This is a genomic window from Alkalicoccus luteus, from assembly GCF_012034335.1.
GTDB classification, from domain to species: Bacteria; Bacillota; Bacilli; order Bacillales; family Salisediminibacteriaceae; genus Alkalicoccus; species Alkalicoccus luteus_A.
This window is the reverse complement of sequence record NZ_JAATHJ010000007.1, coordinates 49693-68937: the sequence shown is the minus strand read 5'-3', so window position 1 is coordinate 68937 and position 19245 is coordinate 49693. Positions and strand designations below refer to the sequence as shown.

Below are 19245 nucleotides of genomic sequence, written 5' to 3'. Positions count from 1 at the left end.
CGGCGCTATACTGAGGTACATAGCTGTTGGCACATTAGCTGACAGAAATAAACTCAGGGAGTGTGAATGGGATGGACGAAATGTTTCTCATGAATAATGTATGGATTATCGTATGCTTTGCTCTAGTCCTGCTGATGCAGGGGGGATTCATACTCCTCGAGGCCGGATCAACGAGAATGAAAAACGCAGGGCATATTGCCGGTAAAACGATTTTTACAGTAGGGATTGCATCACTTGTTTTCTGGGCAGTCGGGTACGGTTTTATTTACGGGGAAGGCAACCTGTTTATCGGAATGTCCGATTTCTTCTATGGTGATTTTGAATCTACCGTAGATGGTCTTGCCGGATCTGTTGACTTTATCTTTCAGCTGGCATTCGCTGCCATCGCGCTGACGATCGCATTTGGCGGATTTGCAGAACGTGCGAAATTATCTGTTTATATCTTATTTGCCATCGCATTTTCCGCATTTATTTACCCGGTCGTTGCACACTGGATCTGGGGCGATGGATGGCTCGCAGGTTTAGGTAAACAGGACTTCGCAGGATCCACCGTTGTGCACTTAACTGGTGCAATGGCAGCACTGGCTGCAACGATTATTTTAAAGCCTCGTATCGGTAAATTTAACAGCGACGGCACTTCAAATAATCTGGCTGGGCATAACCAGGTATATACAGCTCTCGGTGTGTTAATTCTCTGGGTAGGCTGGTTTGGCTTTAACGGCGGATCCACGCTCGGCGTCGACGGTGCATTCTTCGGTTACGTTGCGCTGACTACTCAGCTTGCAGCAGCAGCTGGTGCGATTGCAGCAATGTTTATCGTCTCCGCTATGACAGGAAGAAACGATATTCCGACTATGCTGAACGGTGCGCTGGCAGGCCTCGTAGCGATTACAGCTTCGACAGCTTTTGTCGCACCCTGGGCCGCAGTTATCATTGGTGTTATTGCCGGCCTGATCGTACATTTCAGCATGGTGTTCTTCGATAAAGCGAAAATTGATGACCCTATCTTCGCCCTTTCCGTTCACGGTGTTGCCGGAATCTGGGGCACTTTATCCACCGGATTTTTTGCTACTCCGGACCTTGCGGCGATGAACGGCGGCCTTCCAGGTCTATTCTACGGCGGCGGATTAACGCAGCTGGGCGTTCAGTTCACAGGTGTTGCTGTATCAGGGTTGTACGCATTTGCAGTCGCCTTCATTATTCTGAAGGTACTCGACAAAGTACTGGGCGGTCTGCGAGTATCTGAGGAAGAAGAGCTTGTCGGTCTCGATATGAGTGAGCACGGCAGCTACGGCTATCCTGAAAACATGGAAAAAGCAGCAGACAGTGTGAAGAAGCACGGTGCATGATGCAGCAGATAACTGCTTCAGACGACCAGTTCCTGCAGGGATTATCCCTGCAGGATCCTTCCGTTTCCTGGGAAAAAGTGAATGAGTTGCACGATTGGAAAGTAGAAAAGCTGTATAAAGAGCAGCTGATACAATTTGAAGAAGAGAATGGTCCGCTCCCGTCCCCGTGCTCTTTTTACGTCATGGGAAGTGCCGGGAGAAGTGAACAAGCTGCATTTAGCGATCAGGATCACGGTCTTTTGTATGACGGAAGTACGGAAAGCGATGCTTATCTGAGGCTTGGTGAAAACATTTCAGAAGCACTAAATAAAGCCGGATATCCTTACTGTGAAGGAAATGTTATGAGCAGCAATCCGCTCTGGTGCAGGAGTACGGCATCAATGGAGGAACAGCTGTCTGACTGGCTCCAGAACCCTGACTGGGAAGCTGTGCGTTATTTAATGATTTTTATGGATGCAAGAACGCTCAGCGGATTCGGTCACGCAGAAAAGCTGAAGCAGATTATCACCGATTCCGTTCGCTTCAGACCGGAGCTGCAGCAGCGCCTCATCGACAATACGAGTTTCCGACGAAAGCGTCGAAACGTTTTCGGTCAGATTTTGACTGATTCCAAAGGTAAGATGAATTACAAGGAATCTATTCTGTTTCCGTTCGTCCATGCAGCTCGTATTGGCGCCGTGATGGAAAACGTCAAGCACCAGCATACGCCTGACAGGCTTCGCGCATTGCCGAAGGACGCTGGCGGAGAACGGGCTGCCGGCGTATTTGAAGAGGCACTTACGTTTCGTCAGCAGCACGTGTCAAAAAAAGATTCCTACGATACGATTCATTTGCTCAAAGTCAACGAATTGAGCAGGGATGAGACCGATCATGTAAAGCATTTTATGAAAGAAGGAAAACGAATCTATAAGGAGATAACCACATACTACAGGAAGCGTGATCGCACATGAACATGTTGGACAGATGGAAGCGGTCGCTCGGTGCATTCGCGGGCGGGGCTGTTTACGATCATAAAGGGGGGAGCAGCGCAGGAGCTGCTGCATATGCACGACAGCTTGAACGGGACCGGCGTGATCAAAAGGAATTGACGATTCCGCTGCAGGACCTTCCGGTGACCGTAATTGATTTTGAGACGACGGGCTTCTCACCGGCCAAAGGCGATAAAATACTTTCCATCGGAGCGGTCAGAATAGAAAACGGGAAAAGAGAAATGTTCTATTCCCCGATCTTTACCGAGCAGCCGCCTGAAGCGGTGCTGGAACTGACGGGTCTGACAAAGCAGGAACTGCTGGATGCAGAACCTGCTTCCGAGGTCGTCAAGGACTTTCTGGCCTTCTCATCCAACAGCACGCTGGTAGCACATCACTCTGCTCATGAGAAGGCATTTTTAAACGCTACGCTCTGGAAACTTTACCGAATGAAGCTTTCACGAAGAGTAGTGGATACGAAGTTTGCCGTCATGCATATAACGGAGCTTGAAAAGGCTGCGTCCCTGGAGGAATTCTGCCGTTATTTTCAGATTGAGCCTGAGGGGCGTCACCATGCTTTGCATGATGCAAAATCGACAGCTGATATCTGGACATCGGCATGTAACTCCTGTGCGCGCAACGGTATTTACACACTGGCCGACATGTATAAGCAAGCGGCCGAAAAAGCATAAGGAGTATGGAGAGCTTACAAAGCAATGAAAACGAGTGCTGACAGCAGCCGGTAATCCGTTTAATTCGGAGGACCGGCTGTTTGTTTTATTACTATAATAGTGCAGCAACACAAACGGAGGCATGTTCGCTTTCATGAACCGGAACGATACTAGTGAATCTTACATGATTTTCAAAATACAAGGAGATTAAAACGGCAGACAGCGCTTACATTTCGAATTGTTTTAAATTGTTGTAACGACGCTGTTTTCTCCAGCCTCTACCTGTGATAAGATTAGTCATAATATTTTGAACGAAGAGGAGTTTCTGCCATGGAAAAGACCGAACAGAGCGTACAGGTGAGAGATATTCTGGTTGCGCATCAAGCGCTGAAAGATGTAGTCGTGAAAACGCCTCTTCAGCGGGATGCTATCCTCTCGGATAAATATGAAGCCGATGTTTATTTGAAGCGGGAGGATCTTCAAGTCGTCCGGTCGTTCAAACTGCGTGGAGCATATAATTTGATGCAGGGACTTTCTGAGCAGGAGCTGCAGCGTGGCGTTGTTTGTGCAAGTGCAGGCAATCATGCTCAGGGGGTGGCTTATTCCTGTAAAGCATTAGGTGTCCGCGGTAAAATCTTTATGCCTTCAACTACCCCGCGCCAGAAGGTTTCGAGAGTGGAATTTTTCGGTGAACCGTTTGTGGAAGTCGTGCTTACAGGAGACACGTTTGACGATGCCTATGAAGCTGCGGATAAGCTTAGAGCAGAAGAAGACATGACGTTCATTCATCCGTTCGATGATGCACGGACGATTGCCGGTCAAGGCACGGTAGGCATGGAAATTTTAGAGGATATCGATGTTCCGGTTTCTCACGTCTTCATGGGGATCGGTGGAGGCGGACTCGTTTCTGGTGTGGGAACTTACTTCAAGGAAATTTCACCTGGAACTAAAATTATCGGTGTGGAGCCCGCCGGAGCCCCTGGCATGAAGACGTCGTTAGAACGCGGAGCGGTGACGTCGCTTGCGAAAATCAATAAGTTTGTAGACGGCGCAGCTGTAAAGACTGTCGGATCAGTCACGTACGAAATTTCAAAGCGCATTCTGGATGGCATCACGCTAGTTGAAGAAGGGCATGTCTGCTCGACGATGCTTAATTTGTATAATGAAAATGCGATTGTGGCAGAGCCTGCGGGTGCACTTTCGATCGCGGCATTGGATGAGTACCGCGATGAAATTCGTGGTAAAACGGTCGTGTGCGTCGTAAGTGGCGGAAACAACGATATTGACCGCATGCAGGAAGTGAAAGAGCGCTCGATGATTCATCAAGGTCTGAAGCATTATTTTATTGTTAACTTTCCTCAGCGTGCCGGAGCACTGCGTGAATTTTTGATCGATGTGTTAGGACCGACGGATGATATTACCCGTTTTGAGTACACGAAGAAAAATAATCGCGATAAAGGACCGGTGCTGTGCGGCATCGAGTTAAAATTCCGGGAAGATTACAGCTCGCTTATTGACAGAATGGACAAAAAAGGGTTTGCTTATATAGAAATCAATAAAGATGAAGATCTGTTTAATCTGCTTATTTAACTGGAGCGTCAGGAAAGAGCCGGTACTTCCGCGATGGTAGGTCGCGAAAAAAGGCTCTTTTCTTTTTGCGTTCAGGCAGTACTCAGACATTACAGGAGGTCAATCATGAATCAGCAGCCTATATCCGGATCCATTTATGATGCGGTGTTTGTGCGACATACAAAACAAGGGGTTTTCGTCTCTGCTGCAGATCAGGAGTTTCTGCTTCCGGAAGCAGAGATTACCGGTCCGGTCGGAAAAGACGTGCGCATTTTTGTTTATGAAACAAAAGCAGGTAAACTTCAGGCTACGATGAATATTCCATCGATTACGACAGAAGCCTACGACTGGGCATACGTCGTGTCCTCAATTGATGCAGGCGTGTTCGTACACATTGGACTGGAAAAAGATATTCTCGTTTCCAAAGACGACTTGCCAGAGGATAAAACCCGCTGGCCCGCTAAGGGAGATAAGCTGTTTGTCTGCCTTGGACACGATCGCATGGGGCGCTTAAAAGCACTGCCTGTCTATGAAGCTGTTATTGACGCAGAGCGAGATAAAGCCGACCGCAAGTGGTACGGTACAACCGTTAAGGGACACGTCTATTCTATTAAGGAAGCAGGCTGTGCCATGGTTACTGAAGAAGGCGTACGTGCGTTCATACACGACAGCCAGCTTGTTTTTGACCCGCGGCTCGGTCAGCTGCTCGAAGCCCGTGTCATCGATGTAAAGGAAGACGGAACGATCAACGTGACGCTTCGGGATGAGCGGACGGCTGCCCAGGCAAAGGATGCCGAAAAAATCATGGAAATTCTGGAGGAGCGCGGCGGGAAAATGCCGTTTACAGATAAGTCAACTCCTGCAGAAATTGAAGCTGCGTTTGGTATGAGTAAAGCTGCCTTTAAGCGGGGGCTTGGAAAACTGATGAAAGAAGAACGGATCAGACAAATGCCGGGAGTGACTGAAAAACGATCAGATTCATAATCTTGCGCAAGCTGCCGCTTCCCGGTATACTGATATCAAACGTACGTTCGGGAGGCGCTTATGTATCTCATTATTGCAGAGAAGCCGGATCAGGCTTCCAAGCTTGCTGCACCGTTTCATCCAGTACGACAAAAAGACCATCTGCTGCTGCCTCCCTCTTCGGATTTTCCGGAGGGGGCAGCTGTCGTATGGGCCATCGGGCACCTCGTGGAACCGATTCCGCCCGATGGGTATCGAAGCGACTGGAAACGCTGGTCACTTCAAACGCTCCCTATAATCCCGGATCGTTTTGAATATAAAGTGAAGCGGTTCAAAGAATTCAGGGTGATTGAACGATTCGTGGTCCGATCGGATGTATCGCTCATCATACACGCAGGGGATGCGGAGCGGGAAGGAGAAGCAATCATCCGATTAATCCTCGATCAAATTAACGTGAAAAAGCCGTTAAAGCGACTTTGGGTGCAATCCCTTACTCCAGCTTCAGTGAGGCAGGCGTTTCAGCAGTTAATAAAGGATGAGGATACGTACCCGCTTTATGAAGAGGCAGTCAGCCGTGCGTATGCGGACTGGCTCGTCGGCATGAATGCCTCCAGACTCTACACGCTTCTGTTTCAGCAATCCGGTTCATCTGACGTCTTTTCGCTCGGACGGGTGCAGACACCTGTCCTCTGCATGATTGATAATCGCGAACGGGAAATGGAATCGTTTCAGCAGGAGACTTACTGGGAAGTAGAAGCTTTGTTCAAAGCGGAACGAGGCTCCTACCGCGGCCGGCTCATAACCGAAGATAACAACTATGCCTTTTCGGATAAACAAAAAGCTGACGTTGCAGCGAAAGCTGACTGTGGAAGGGACGGCAAGGTTACCAAGCTCGACGAAAAAAAGAAGCGCATTCCGCATCCTTTACTGTACACCCTGTCTTCCCTTCAGGCAGAGGCGAATAAAGCAAGTAAGTTCGCGCCGAAAAAGACACTGGATACCGCCCAGCGTCTCTACACGAAAGGGTATATTTCTTACCCGAGGACGGATTCCCCTTATCTGCCGGCTGAAGAGGCTGATACGGTGCAGAAGGCGGTAGCTTTACTGGGAAAAAAACAGCAGTACACTGCTTATTTCCCGCTCCCGCTAACAAACCTGCGCCAGAATAAGCGATGCGTTCAACCAGAAAAAGTGACCGATCATTATGCTATCATTCCAACGGAAGAAGTTCCGAATCTTGATAAGCTTCCTCCAGACGAGCGAAAGCTGTATGACATGATAGTGAAACGTGTGTTAGCGGCCCATTATCCTCCAAGAGTGTCGGATACGAAAAAAGTGGAAACAACCGTTTCGGATGAAGCTGTTTACGCTTCAAGTTTTGAATCTGTGACTGACGAAGGCTGGCGGAAGGTTCTGCCTGTTAAAGCACAGGATCGAAGCGGTCCGCCGCTTCAAAAAGGAGAAGAGGTACATGTCAGCAAAACCGACGTACTCGAAAAGCAGACCCAGCCTCCTAAGCGCTATACAGAGGGTGATTTGATTACCCTGATGAAAACGTGCGGAAAACTGCTTAGCGCGGAAGATGCTTCTGTGTTAAAAGAAACGGAAGGCATCGGGACAGAAGCAACGAGAGCGGGTATCATTCAGACGCTGAAGCAGCGAGGCTATATTCAAGTAAGCCAGAACAGCGTATATATAGAGGAAAAAGGCCGCGCACTCGCAGCTGCAGTGGAAGGTACGCTGTTAGCATCTCCTGAAATGACGGCAAAGTGGGAAAAACGACTGAAAGAAATCGGGGCAGCTGAAAAAGGATCTGCCTACTTTATTGAGCAAGTTACTTCCTTCGTTCAGCATTTAGTGAAAACAGTTCCGGAACAGGCGCAAAAAAAGCCGTTTCCAAAAACGGCTTCCGTTCAGACGAAGAAAAAGGCAGCAAAAAGACCAGCTTCGGCAGGGAAATGTCCGCTCTGCAGCGGAACCGCACTCGATTATGGTACGTTTGTCGGCTGTTCAAACTATAAAAAGAAAAACTGCGGATTTTCGATTTCAAAAAAAATACTAACCAAATCGATCTCCCGTGCACAGATTAAAAAACTTCTATCAGAGGGCAGCACCGATCTTATTAAAGGATTTAAACGAGGAGAAACAACGTTTCAAGCCCGACTCGTGTGGAATAAAGAGAAGCAGAAAATTCAATTTGATACTGCTTCAGATAAACAGATGTGAGCGGATTTTCATTTTCGGCACATTAATAGGTGAAATAAAAGCTCGTTTCTGATTTAATAGAAACTGGAAAAGGTTTATAACGTTTTGACAGAAAGGATGACACGATGAAGCACCTTACACTGGAAGGCGGAAGGATTTTTACAGAAGCACGGCTTAAAGTAGCAGGCGAATACAGGACGATTCAGGTAATGATTGATACCGGTTCTGCCAAGACGATACTCAATGAAGCCATTACAGATAACCCGGTGCTGGATGCTTTTAGTATTGGACCGTTAAAAGTGAGCGATTACAGGGCTGAACTCCAGCCGATGGAAGCTGACGGGATCATCGGACTGGACTTTCTTTCTAAGACCGGAGCAAAGCTGAACTTTGATGCGATGACGATTTCAAGCTCCCGAACGTAAACTGGTTGATTTTCAGTTCAATAGCAGGTATTATTTGCAATGATTACTGTCACGCAGGAAAGGGGAAAGCAGCATGTCGGAAGAACAGCAGGAAGTATTAGTGCAGTCAGGCGACCAGGTGCTCGTTACTGCAGGAGAATATAAAGGAGAGCTTGCAAAGGTCATCTCTCCTTACACAAAATCTATTTCGATTGAGCTTGAAAAACGGGATGCAGACGGTGCTAAGCCTAGAACCGTGCTGCGTCATACGGAATACGAACTCGTTGAAAAAGCGTGAGCATGAAAAAGGGCTGTCTCCTGGAATAGTGGAGACAGCCCTTTTAGTTTTACAAAAGTCCAAACGCATGGAATGAATAGAGAAGTAAGCCGGAGGCAATGGCACTAGCTGTAACGAAGGCTGCGTTCTGCCTCGAGAGCTCGATCGGACGCACACCGATCAATCTGGCTGTCATGAGCATCTGACCAGAGAACGGCGATACTTGGGTAGCGCACGTCCAGCTTAACACAAGCAACATCGCCGCATACTCTGCGCTTATCCCAGCAGCCTCATAGTTAAGCGATCCTCCGACACCGATTATAATGACAACAGGGTGAATACCGATCATGGCGAGCACTGCAGTGGCACCCATAATCATAAAGCTTAAGAGCAGGACGGAGCCGCCTGTCAGCTCAAGCAGTATATCTGTAACAATCGCTCCGGCTGCGGTAAAAGACAGGGCCGTTCCGAAAAATCCGGCTGCAATAAACACAGCAATTTCATTTTTTAGTCTTGAAAACGCGCTTGTGATGTAGCCGGCTGACTCGCGAAAGAAGCCCGGGAGCTCTCCCTTGATACCAGCATAGCTTATCGGCACAAGCAGCCCGAGCCAGCTGACGATTGCGATCATTGACTGTTCTGCGAGACCGTACCAAGTCAGAGAGAGGATGACAAAGACAGCTGCGAAGCGGAGCAGTGGCAGCAGGCTTGCTTTACGGCCAGCTTCCGCCTGATTGACAGCCGGCGGGTCATCCGAGAACGAGAGAACTTTTAAAAAAAGGCCGGCTGCAATGCTGTAAACGACTGCAAGACTCAATCCCGCCCACCCAATGGAAAACCAGGACACGTGAAAGATCGACAGCACGAGACCGATATTAACGAAATACGGTGACCAGAGCATACAAGCTGCGAAACCTCTCATCAAGTGAACAGTCAGTTTTTTTGGATAAAACGACTGAAAGCTTTCGTCGGCAATTTGTCTGATCAAGGAAATCGCTCCGAAGTTAAGCAGCATACCGGTAGTCAGCATGAGAAAAAAACTGGTCCGGTACGGTTTTGATCCCTTTTCCCGCGCCCGCTTGACGATCACTTGCTTTAAATCTTCCAAATACCCGGTATAGCTCATATACCAGCCGATAATTGGAACGAACAAAAACAGGCCGAGAATGTTAACATTAGCCGAGAAGCTTTCAATCCAGACAGCTGCCGGCAGGGACAGCTGGATGTGAAGAACGATCCCGGTTGCGAGCAGCAGTCCTATAATGATCCTTCCAGGCATCGTGATGTAGATCATGCTGATTAACAGCAGCAAAGCAGCGGGAATACCGTATAAAACATACAGCTCGACGGGCGTAATACTGTCGATTAAGTATAGCAGTACCATCAGGTAAGCAGCAGGACCTGTTAATTTATGTATGATATCCGGCATAGCGACGGTCCTTTCCTTTTAGACTGATACCTATTTTAGCATGAGGAAGGAGAAGATGTAGGATGAAGCAGAAAACGATACTGATTACCGGCTGTTCATCTGGAATAGGCCGCTTTACCGCGATGAAACTGGCTGAGGAAAATAACGTGTATGCAACTGTACGCAACGTTGCTGACAAGCTGGAGCTGGAAAAAGCCGGAATGTCGGTTCTGATTGGAGATATCACATCGGTTTCAGACAGAAAAAAATGGTTTGAATCGATTGAGAACAACGCCGGAAAGCTTAATATGCTGATTCATAATGCCGGCATTTGTGAGGGTGGCGTGCTCGCATCCATTTCGGAAGAGCGCATGGAGCAGCAGTTTCAAGTAAACGTGACTGCTGCCGCGGCCTTATCAACGGTGATGCTGCCGCTGCTCAGACAAGCTGCACCTTCGGCGATTGTCCATATCGGAAGCATCAGCGGCAGAACCTCCTTTCCGGGCATTGCTGTATACGGGGCATCGAAAGCAGCGCTTTACAGTTTGAGCCGCAGTCTTCATATCGAATTAGCCCCTCAGCAGATTGCTTCTGTTTACGTGGAGCTTGACAGTATGGAATCCCGCATTTGGCAGAAAGGCAGGCAAAAAGCGGTGCTGCTCGGAGGACCATACAAAAAGCTCGAGCAGAAACTGTCGGCTAGCGCTTCAGAAATTCGCAAAAGCCCGGAGAAGTCCGGGCTGTTGACGTGTATAATGAATATAGACCGGCGTGCAAATCCGAAGCCGTTATACATATGCGGACGAAAATCTGTTTTTCTGCACATGATAAACAGATTGTTCGGTGAAGACAATATTACCCGGATGATGAGCCGGATATTCCGGTGAAACAGGATGGAAGGAGTGGCATGATTTGGAACAATCGACGCTAGAACTGACGGCCCTGGAGAAGGAACGTCTGCAAAAAATAGAACAAAAACAGAAAAATGGTATATTTGAACTGGCTTTCTGCGGACATTTTTCCGCCGGTAAATCAACGCTGCTGAATGGCCTGCTTGGTGCTGAGGTTTTACCGACCAGCCCGATTCCGACGAGCGCCAATATCATTAAAATTGCAAAAGGGGAAACAGCGCTTGAACTGTCCGGTCCGGACGGCGCTGTTTTGAAGCGGTTTGAAAAGGAGCTTCCATGGGACAGGCTTGGTGAATGGGGCAGAGACGGGGAAACGATCGAGCACATCCGTATTCAAGCGCCGATTTCCTTTTTATCTGCAAACGGCGTTATCGTGGATACCCCGGGCGTTGACTCCACGGATCCGACACATGCTGCTGTTACGATGGAACAGCTTTACTCAACGGATGCTGTTTGTTACGTCATGGATTATAATCACGTGCAGTCAGAAACGAACCTGCATTTTCTGAAACAGCTGACACAAGCAGCAAAGCCGGTCATTATTGTGATTAACCAGGTAGACAAGCATCACGACTCAGAGCTTTCAGCAGATGCTTTCCTGCAACAGGTCGAGGAGACGCTCCGCCTCTGGCATATTCAGCCGACTGCGATTTATTTCACATCCATGAAAGTGCCCGATCACCCACTGAATCAGTTTGATCAGCTGCGGGCCAAGCTGTTCAATGTACTCCAGCAAAGCAGTTCCTTCTCCGGATCCGCGGAAGCCGCTTTGCAAAAAGGATTTTATGAATCGCTTTCAGAGCGTATTCGACATGACATGGAGGAAGCACGTGAAATGGTGTATGAACAGGCAAACAGGGAAGGATACTCGAAAGAGAACGTTCTCGAATTAGAAAGTCTCGCTCAGGAAAAAGAGAAGCTGGACCATTTTGCTGAAGCTGCCACTGAAAAGTATGAAGATGCTTTAAAGCGCCTTTATGAGAATGTGCACCTGCTCCCCTACCATACGATGGAGCTGTTAGAAAAATATGTAGAATCGAGACAGTCAGGATTCAAAGTAGGTTTGCTGTTTAGCTCCAAAAAAACGAAGGAAGAACAAGATAATCGCCTGAGTCAGCTTACAATTGAAATCAATGACAATTTAAAGTCTCAGCTTTTATATTATATTGAGGATTATTTCCGGACCGTTCCGGTGCGGAGTCTTCAGAATAAAGATACGTTTCTTGAGGAAATGAATAAGCTCGACATTAGCGTGGAGCCGTCGTTTATTGCTGATAAGGTGACATCAAAATCGGTCAACCGTGAATATTTATATACGCTTTCCAAGCAAATGAACAGTGAAATCGTTACTTCTGTCAGGCGGCAGGCAGATAAACTGCTTCAGCTTTATATCGAAGGGCTGCAGGACAAAATGAGCGAAGAGAGCCGCCTGCTTTCCGAAAAAATGAATCAGTTTTCAAAAATTGAATCGCTTCACAGCCGGATGATGTCGATCAATGAAGAAGAGAAGGAGCTGCTGGAGCTGGCAAAGGCTTATAAGCCCCGCTCAGGTGCAGTGAAGCCTTTATCGGATCTTATCGCAGATACTGATTCCGCCTCCGTTCCCGATGAAGATCAGGAGCTTTGGAAAGGGATCGAACTCTCTGTCAAACCTGAAGGAACGAAACGTCAGATTGTTTCTTTCAGCCAGCAGCGTTTGTTCACTGAACATCCTTTAATGGAGGCAGAACGAGTGCGGGACTGGGCATCCGATTTAATATACTCGGTCATAACTGCACGGTCGGCAAAACGGATGCTGAAGGCAGCAGATGCTGTTACAAAAGCGGAATATACGGTTTCTTTGTTCGGGGCATTCAGTGCGGGAAAATCGAGTTTTGCAAACGCCCTGTTAGGAGACGCAGTTATGCCGGTTTCGCCTCACCCGACAACAGCAACAGTTAATACTGTCCGTAAACCGGAAGGCAGCCACCAGCACGGAGACGCAGATATTATCTTTAAAAACCGTACAGAGCTTTCTGATGAAATTAAATCGGTAGCCCAGTCTCTTCAGCTGGATCTCGATATTGATTCGCTTCCAAAATGGAATGCACGCTCTCTTGGTTCACTGTCCAAAAGCAGGAAGACGGCTGCCGATTATCTGCAGATTCTTCAGGTGGCAATCAGAGAGCAAGCAAACCTGCTTGGCACGGTTCAAACCGAAAGCGCGGACAGTCTTGCACCCTTCACCGCTGTTGAGCAGACAGCATGCCTCATTAAGGAAATTCAGATATACTATTCATGCAGACTTACGGAGGCGGGTATTACGCTCACAGATACACCAGGGGTGAACTCGATTCACGGACGGCATACGAACGTTGCATACGATCAGCTGAAACGGTCCGATGCGATTTTTTATCTGACGTATTACAACCACGCATTCTCAAAATCGGATGAATACTTTTTGCAGCAACTGAGCAGCATCAATCAGTTCTTTACAGAAAACAAAATGTATTTCGTACTCAATGCATCTGATCTTGCCCGCGACGAGGCGGAGCTTGCAGAAGTGGAGGAGCACGTTCTTGCACAGTTAAAGCGCGGCGGGTTTGGTGCCCCAAGGCTTTACAGTGTGTCCTCGCGCGGGGCGTTTGACAAAGCACTGGACGACGATTCCTTTGAACAGTTTGAAGAACACTTTTATGAGCAGATTATTGCACAGCTCCGGCAGATTGCGGTCGATGTGATGCATGACCGCGTGCGTGAAGCAGAACATGAAATGACTGAATATGTTCGTCTTATGAGAAGTGATGACCGGACGGAGCTTTCTGCTCAGCGTGCTAAAGAAGTGAACGCTGCAATCGATGACATCAGCGGTGAATCGTTTCAGTATATGATTCGGGATGCAGAAAAAGAACTGGAGCAGCTTGCACTTTATTTACGGAAGCGGATGCAGTACGTGTTAAACGATTACTATGGAGAAGCAGTAAACGTTTCGGTGCTGCAGGCAGACTCAAAACGAGAGCTGCAGCAGGAGCTGAAAGAAGCTGTCAGCCACTGGGCAGCGTCAGGAAGAGAATTTCTCCGCCAGGAGTGGGCCGCAGCCGCAGTAAGACTGGATTATGCCGTTCAACGTATCGTAAGGCGCTGGTTCGAGGAATACGAAGCAGAGTTAAAAGGCAGAGTCGAGGGCATTTCCATTGATCAGCCGCCGATATCGGTTCAGATTGATACAGGACTGCCTTCTGTACAGCTTATCGAGGATCCTGAACAATATAAAAAATACGCGAAGTCAAAGCGTGAATTTTTCGAACAAAATAAAACTAAAGAACTGAAAGAGCAGCTGCTGAGAGAGGCAGAAGAAAAAGTGACACTCGTTCTTAGCAGACAGGAGGATCAGGCGAAACAGGAACTCGCATCACGGTTAAAGGAGCTGGCTGTCCAGTGCCGTCAGGCGGTAACGGAACAGCTGAATGAAGAGAAAGAACGTCTGGAGCTGCTGAGCGATCCGGATCAGCTTGCCGTTCTGGAACAAAAACTTGAGCATATACCGGCTCCTGAAGAGAAAGGAAGCTTCATATGAGTGCATCCGAGAACATGATGATCTACGTTATTCCCGCTTTGATCATTTGTATCATCGCACTTTTCTGGACGATTCAAGTCGCAAGAAATCCGGAAGATGAGGGCTACGAAAATCAAAAAAAGCAAAAACTGCACTTCGGACTGCTGATTGGGTTGTATGCCGTAGGGTTTATCCCGGCCATAGCAGGTGTAGTACTGTATTTTTTCTACTGGTAAAAGGAGATGGATGATAAAATGACAGAAATTAAACTCGCCGTCCTCGATATGGACGGCACCCTGCTTAACAGCCAGGACCATGTGACCGATAAAACCCGTTCAGCGATTCATGAAGCATCCCGTAAAGGGGTCGATGTGATGATTGCTACCGGACGGTCACTTCCGGCTGCACAGGACCATGCGAAAGCGCTCGGCCTAAATGAATATATTATTACCGGAAACGGCAGCGAAATCTGGCTGTTTCCCGGACCTGAGCTTGTGGATCGCCGGCCATTGAATACCGACCTCGTGGAGATGATGTGGGAGCTTAAGCACACTTATAAAGCGAGACACTGGGCTGCTTCGACTTCAAAGGTGTGGAAGCGGGAAATGCCTGATAACATTGCGTCTGAAGAGTGGCTTAAATTTGGTTATGATCTTGATGATTATCAAGTGCGCGAGGCTATTCTTCAGGAGCTGAGCCGCTATGACGGATTAGAGATCAGCAACTCACACCCATTAAATATTGAAGTAAACGCATCAGGAGTTCATAAAGCAAATGCAATTGAACATGTTTTAAAACGCAAGAAACTGGACATAGCCCAAGTAATGGCCTGCGGAGACAGTTTAAACGATATTAAAATGATCCAGCGCGCAGGAGCAGGAGTCGCGATGGGCAATGCACAGGATGAAGTAAAAGAGCATGCTGACTTTGTAACAGGCACAAATGATGAAGATGGTATAGTTCAGGCATTTAAACAGTACGGAGTGATTTCATGACCGTCCGTTCAAACGGAATACCGCAGCCTGTCGTTCGGACAACGCAAGCTGTCATTGCAGTTGGTTCATTTACCGGGGCTGTTGTACATCCCTATTTTCTGGCTGCTGCCCTTGTACCCGCAGCCTCGATTGTGCTGTTCAGGTGGAACCCGCTCGCTAAGCCGGTGATGAAGCTAGCCGGAAGCAGCAAAAGCTGGCCGCAGGAAGAGAGAGGACAGATGCTGTTTAATCAGTCTATTGCCCTCACACTTTTAACGATTTCTGCCGGCTTATTTGCAGCAGGACAACCTGTTTGGGGCATGATTTCAGCGCTTATGGTGACAGCTGCATCTGCTGCCGCCCTCTGCGGTTATTGCATAGGGTGTAAAATCCGATTCAAATGGCTCATGTGGCGCCACCGTCGAAAACAGCCTTCCTGATTATGTTTTACTTCTCACAAGTTAGGGTATATACAAAACATGAACAATGATTGAACACAACGTTTAAGAGGTGGTTGTTTTGTATATTATTCCTGAACCGTTACATCCTGCTATAGTACATGTGCCAGTCGCACTTTGGGTAGTAGGCACATTATTTGTACTGTTGTCACTCTGGAGGCCGTGGTTTTATGACCGGGCAGCGCTTTGGGTAGTGACAATCGGTACGATAGGCGGCATTATTTCCTATCAGTCCGGAGAAGCAGCAGTAGGCACGGCGATTCAGATATACGGAGATTCCGTAGGAGAATTTTTAGGACTGCATCAGCAATTTGCTCTTTATTCACTGATCACCTATATTATTCTTAATATCGGGATTGCATTTAATATCATTAAAGACAGCACGTATATCCGCTGGGGGCTTGCCCTTCTTGCTGTATTGGGTGCTGTATTCGTTTTCCTCACTGGTCACTATGCAGGACGTATGATGTATGACGGAATATAACTACGGGAGGTGCCCTGTATGGCTAAAAAATATTTTACCGTCGAGCAGGCGAACAGATTAATTCCGATGATTAAGCGTGAGATTGATCAGCTTAAATCAATTCAGGACGAATTTGACGAGAAGTGGAACGTATATCATTCCATTAAAGACAATAAGACGGAGCACGTAACGACACAAACTGGTTATCTATTTAAACTGGAGTGTCAGCTGGAGTTTATTGAAATGCAGGCTCAGCTTCACGTTTCAAATATTCAGAATAGCGGAGCTCAGCTAAAAGGAATTGAACCAGGGCTTGTTGACTTTCCATCGTTTAAAGGTAAGAAAGAGATATTGCTTTGCTGGAAAGAAGGGGAAGACAGGATTGCGTTTTTTCATTATCCAAAGGACGGATATGAGGGAAGGCGTCCGCTATAAAGTATGAGACTGACGCTGCAAGCGCTGCAGCGTCTTTCGTTTGGAGGTATCATTCGTGCAGACGCAATTGGTGATAGCTGCCCCGCACCTAGACGTGCAGAGAGGCAACAAAATAACAGCAGACCGTATTGAGACAGCTGCGGCTGCGGCAGGATTTCAAGTTACGGCGATGGATACTACGGGCAAGCTGAATGCTGACATATTAGGCGCAGCGGATATTGTTCACGGTTTTCACGCCTTTAAATTTTATCCCGTGCTGCAACATATGACAGAGGGAGCTTCTTTTATTATCACAATCACGGGCACAGACATTAATTATGACCTGAACAACAGTGACCGGCATCCAGCTGTAGTTGAAGTTCTGAAGAAAGCATCGCTCATCCATGTTTTTGATGAATACATGAAGCAAAAAATTCCAGTTGAATTCCAAGCGAAAACAGAGGTGCTTCCTCAATCAGTGCCTCATGTGAAGGTAGCTTCAGCACCTGAACCGCCCCCATTTAAATTATTAATCCCAGCAGGAATCAGGCGAATTAAACAAATTCCGGAAGCAGTTGCAGCGTGTGCGAAAGCAAGAGAAGTAATCAGTGAGCTTACGCTTACCGTAGTTGGTCCAGTATTGGAAGAGGCAGAAAAAACCAGGCTTGATGAACTGGAAGCTGAGTGCAGCTGGCTAACAATTATGCCGTCCGTTAATCAGTCGTCAATGCAGACACTTTACGAATCACATCATGCTGTGATCAATCACTCTTCCAGTGAAGGGCAGTCATCTGCGCTCTTAGAAGCAATGGCAGCAGCCAGACCTGCTCTGGTCTCAGACATTGACGGGAATAAAGGAGTTATTCAGCACGGAATTAATGGGTTTGTGTTTAACGATCAGTCATCATTTGTAACTGCACTGATAAGCCTTCAGGATAAAAAAATCTATCAAGCACTTTCAGATGCAGCTCTTGAAACAGCCCGGACGAGACATAATCCAGCTGCTGAACAGCGAATGATCACCAGCTGGTACCGTAAATTTGCGTGATCTTCGCAATCGTTCAATTATCATGATAAAGTAGAATTGTAGAAAAAAAATGAAACTGAGACGGGAATGGAGTGACTATCATGGCAGATCAAACAACATTCAGAAGTATTATGGGAAATTATCCGACCGGTGTGACGGTCGTCACTGCAGCAACTGCTGAAGGAGAACCAGTAGGACTCACGGTAAATTCATTTACATCTGTTTCAATGGATCCAATGCTCATATCCTGGGCGATTGATAAAAATGTGTCTACACACGATGAGTTTGTAAACCAAAAAGGATTTGCGGTGCATACACTTGCTGCAGATCAGGGCGACATATGCATGCTTTTTGCAACAAAAGGAACAGACCGGTTCAGCCAGGTTGACTGGAAAACGTCATCCAGAGAACTGCCGGTTATTGCCGGATACAGTGGTCTGCTGGAATGCAGCGTGTTTCAGACGATTGATGCGGGCGACCATACGATTTTGATCGGTAAAGTAGAAGATACAGATGATTCAGGTAAAAAGCCGCTGCTTTATCATCAGCGCACGTTCGGTGCCATTCCGGATACGTTTTACGAGAAGTAATCAGACGAAGAGGGCAGTTGAAAAACTGCTCTTTGTTTTTTATTCCATTCTAGTTTACATAATATAAATTATGCGAACCAACAAGTGAAACAAATACTATGTTTCAAAACTAAAGATTACTTCAGAAATTGAGATGAAATAAACATTAATCTGCAGTGAGCTTCATTAAACTGATTTTATCAATCCCAAGCTCCGCAGCAGCATCTTCATATGTCATAGATTGTAACAAATAATGAGCCTTTGCTCTTCTGATTGTATTCGTTGTCAGTGACGATTCAAGCTGAAAAAACTCAGATATTTTCTGCAGATTGATAGTCAGCGTCATTCGCTGTAAAGGCTTCTCCGTCCCATTTCGATCAGTTGATGACAGTAAATAAATATATCCATGGCGGCTGTTTATATACTGCGTTAAAACTTCAGCTCGTTTATCTAAGAACGTTAAAATGCGTTCATGTGCTTGCTTGCTGATAAATAGTTTAACTTTAGTTGCCTCAACAATGATTTCATCCATCTTAATCGCAAATTCATCAGGACGAAGCCCTGCTACGGTTAATATAAAAATACATTTTCTTTTTATTGGTTCTTCAGATTGTAAATAAGCGGTTTCCATAGTTAATATATCTTCATAAGTTGGTGATGCAAGTCTTTCCATCTCAATCGCAGCATATGCGAGTTTCTGCGCCGGATCGACTGCTACTTTTCCTTCGTGCCACGCATAATCAAAAAAGCGTTTCAAGATACTGATAATTTTATTGATTGTCTGCGGCTTACTATCGGTACGCGAGTGTAAAAAATCTTTGATGTCAGCAGGCGTTATTTCAAAAAGTTCTTTTCTGCGTTTATAACGTGCATCGACGTAAGCAAAAAAGTACTCCAGATAACGAACATGCTCATCTATAGTAACAGTCTTAAATCCCTCTTTACGCAAGAATTGACTATAGCCGAAAGGCATCAGTTCCCCTCCTTTGTTAATTGTTTCTATATATTTTTTATATAATTTACAGTGGTATAATACTGTATACTATTATACTTTAATTAAGTCAATCATTATGAAAAAGT

19 protein-coding genes are annotated in these 19245 nt (G+C 46.8%); 17 read left to right on the top strand and 2 right to left on the bottom strand.

Features of this window, described 5'->3' with window-relative positions; all coding sequences use genetic code 11:
• The first annotated feature begins 71 nt into the window (after positions 1 to 71).
• The 8 genes from HCN83_RS06755 (at position 72) to HCN83_RS06720 (ending at position 8427) form a co-directional block, all read left to right on the top strand.
• Positions 72 to 1349: an ammonium transporter gene (locus tag HCN83_RS06755; protein WP_168005701.1), complete on the top strand. Its 1278-nt coding sequence runs from the start codon at positions 72 to 74 to the stop codon at positions 1347 to 1349.
• Positions 1349 to 2299, top strand: a complete 951-nt coding sequence (locus tag HCN83_RS06750) for a DUF294 nucleotidyltransferase-like domain-containing protein (RefSeq protein WP_168005699.1) — start codon at positions 1349 to 1351, stop codon at positions 2297 to 2299. The genes HCN83_RS06755 and HCN83_RS06750 overlap by 1 nt, the downstream gene beginning before the upstream one ends.
• Positions 2296 to 3009: an exonuclease domain-containing protein gene (locus HCN83_RS06745; RefSeq protein ID WP_168005697.1), complete on the top strand. Its 714-nt coding sequence runs from the start codon at positions 2296 to 2298 to the stop codon at positions 3007 to 3009. The genes HCN83_RS06750 and HCN83_RS06745 overlap by 4 nt, the downstream gene beginning before the upstream one ends.
• A 309-nt stretch (positions 3010 to 3318) precedes the next feature.
• Positions 3319 to 4578: a threonine ammonia-lyase IlvA gene (gene ilvA / locus HCN83_RS06740; protein WP_168005695.1), complete on the top strand. Its 1260-nt coding sequence runs from the start codon at positions 3319 to 3321 to the stop codon at positions 4576 to 4578.
• A 105-nt stretch (positions 4579 to 4683) separates the two neighbouring features.
• The gene (locus HCN83_RS06735) at positions 4684 to 5541 is read left to right on the top strand and encodes a CvfB family protein (protein WP_168005694.1); all 858 of its coding nucleotides are present in this window, start codon (positions 4684 to 4686) and stop codon (positions 5539 to 5541) included.
• Between the two features lie 60 nt (positions 5542 to 5601).
• On the top strand, positions 5602 to 7746 hold the full coding sequence (locus HCN83_RS06730) for a type IA DNA topoisomerase (protein ID WP_168005693.1): 2145 nt from the start codon (positions 5602 to 5604) through the stop codon (positions 7744 to 7746).
• Between the two features lie 104 nt (positions 7747 to 7850).
• Entirely contained in the window at positions 7851 to 8150 is a 300-nt protein-coding gene (locus HCN83_RS06725) for a hypothetical protein (protein ID WP_168005692.1), read from the top strand.
• A gap of 73 nt (positions 8151 to 8223) precedes the next feature.
• The gene (locus HCN83_RS06720; RefSeq protein ID WP_168005691.1) at positions 8224 to 8427 is read left to right on the top strand and encodes a KOW motif-containing protein; all 204 of its coding nucleotides are present in this window, start codon (positions 8224 to 8226) and stop codon (positions 8425 to 8427) included.
• Between the two features lie 49 nt (positions 8428 to 8476).
• Here HCN83_RS06720 and HCN83_RS06715 read toward each other — a convergent pair whose 3' ends face one another.
• The gene (locus HCN83_RS06715; protein WP_168005690.1) at positions 8477 to 9835 is read right to left on the bottom strand and encodes a hypothetical protein; all 1359 of its coding nucleotides are present in this window, start codon (positions 9833 to 9835) and stop codon (positions 8477 to 8479) included.
• A gap of 62 nt (positions 9836 to 9897) precedes the next feature.
• On the opposite strand from HCN83_RS06715, the gene HCN83_RS06710 reads away from it, so the two are divergent.
• The 9 genes from HCN83_RS06710 (at position 9898) to HCN83_RS06670 (ending at position 18186) form a co-directional block, all read left to right on the top strand.
• Positions 9898 to 10701, top strand: a complete 804-nt coding sequence (locus tag HCN83_RS06710) for an SDR family NAD(P)-dependent oxidoreductase (protein ID WP_168005689.1) — start codon at positions 9898 to 9900, stop codon at positions 10699 to 10701.
• A gap of 25 nt (positions 10702 to 10726) precedes the next feature.
• Entirely contained in the window at positions 10727 to 14281 is a 3555-nt protein-coding gene (locus HCN83_RS06705) for a dynamin family protein (RefSeq protein WP_168005688.1), read from the top strand.
• On the top strand, positions 14278 to 14496 hold the full coding sequence (locus tag HCN83_RS06700) for a hypothetical protein (RefSeq protein ID WP_168005687.1): 219 nt from the start codon (positions 14278 to 14280) through the stop codon (positions 14494 to 14496). The genes HCN83_RS06705 and HCN83_RS06700 overlap by 4 nt, the downstream gene beginning before the upstream one ends.
• 18 nt (positions 14497 to 14514) lie before the next feature.
• Positions 14515 to 15255, top strand: a complete 741-nt coding sequence (locus tag HCN83_RS06695; RefSeq protein WP_246238120.1) for a Cof-type HAD-IIB family hydrolase — start codon at positions 14515 to 14517, stop codon at positions 15253 to 15255.
• Positions 15252 to 15674 (top strand): DUF4395 family protein, encoded by a 423-nt coding sequence (locus tag HCN83_RS06690; RefSeq protein ID WP_168005684.1) that lies wholly within the window; start codon positions 15252 to 15254, stop codon positions 15672 to 15674. The genes HCN83_RS06695 and HCN83_RS06690 overlap by 4 nt, the downstream gene beginning before the upstream one ends.
• A gap of 70 nt (positions 15675 to 15744) precedes the next feature.
• On the top strand, positions 15745 to 16176 hold the full coding sequence (locus tag HCN83_RS06685) for a DUF2231 domain-containing protein (protein WP_343033663.1): 432 nt from the start codon (positions 15745 to 15747) through the stop codon (positions 16174 to 16176).
• Positions 16177 to 16194: 18 nt separating this feature from the next.
• Positions 16195 to 16590 carry a DUF2203 domain-containing protein gene (locus HCN83_RS06680; protein ID WP_168005680.1) on the top strand — a complete coding sequence of 132 codons (396 nt, stop codon included), beginning with the start codon at positions 16195 to 16197 and terminating at the stop codon, positions 16588 to 16590.
• Between the two features lie 55 nt (positions 16591 to 16645).
• Entirely contained in the window at positions 16646 to 17617 is a 972-nt protein-coding gene (locus HCN83_RS18735) for a glycosyltransferase (protein ID WP_168005678.1), read from the top strand.
• An 80-nt stretch (positions 17618 to 17697) separates the two neighbouring features.
• Positions 17698 to 18186 carry a flavin reductase family protein gene (locus HCN83_RS06670; protein ID WP_168005676.1) on the top strand — a complete coding sequence of 163 codons (489 nt, stop codon included), beginning with the start codon at positions 17698 to 17700 and terminating at the stop codon, positions 18184 to 18186.
• Between the two features lie 145 nt (positions 18187 to 18331).
• Here the strand turns inward: HCN83_RS06670 and HCN83_RS06665 are convergent, their stop codons facing one another.
• Positions 18332 to 19138, bottom strand: a complete 807-nt coding sequence (locus HCN83_RS06665) for a tyrosine-type recombinase/integrase (RefSeq protein ID WP_168005674.1) — start codon at positions 19136 to 19138, stop codon at positions 18332 to 18334.
• Between the last annotated feature and the right edge of the window lie 107 nt (positions 19139 to 19245).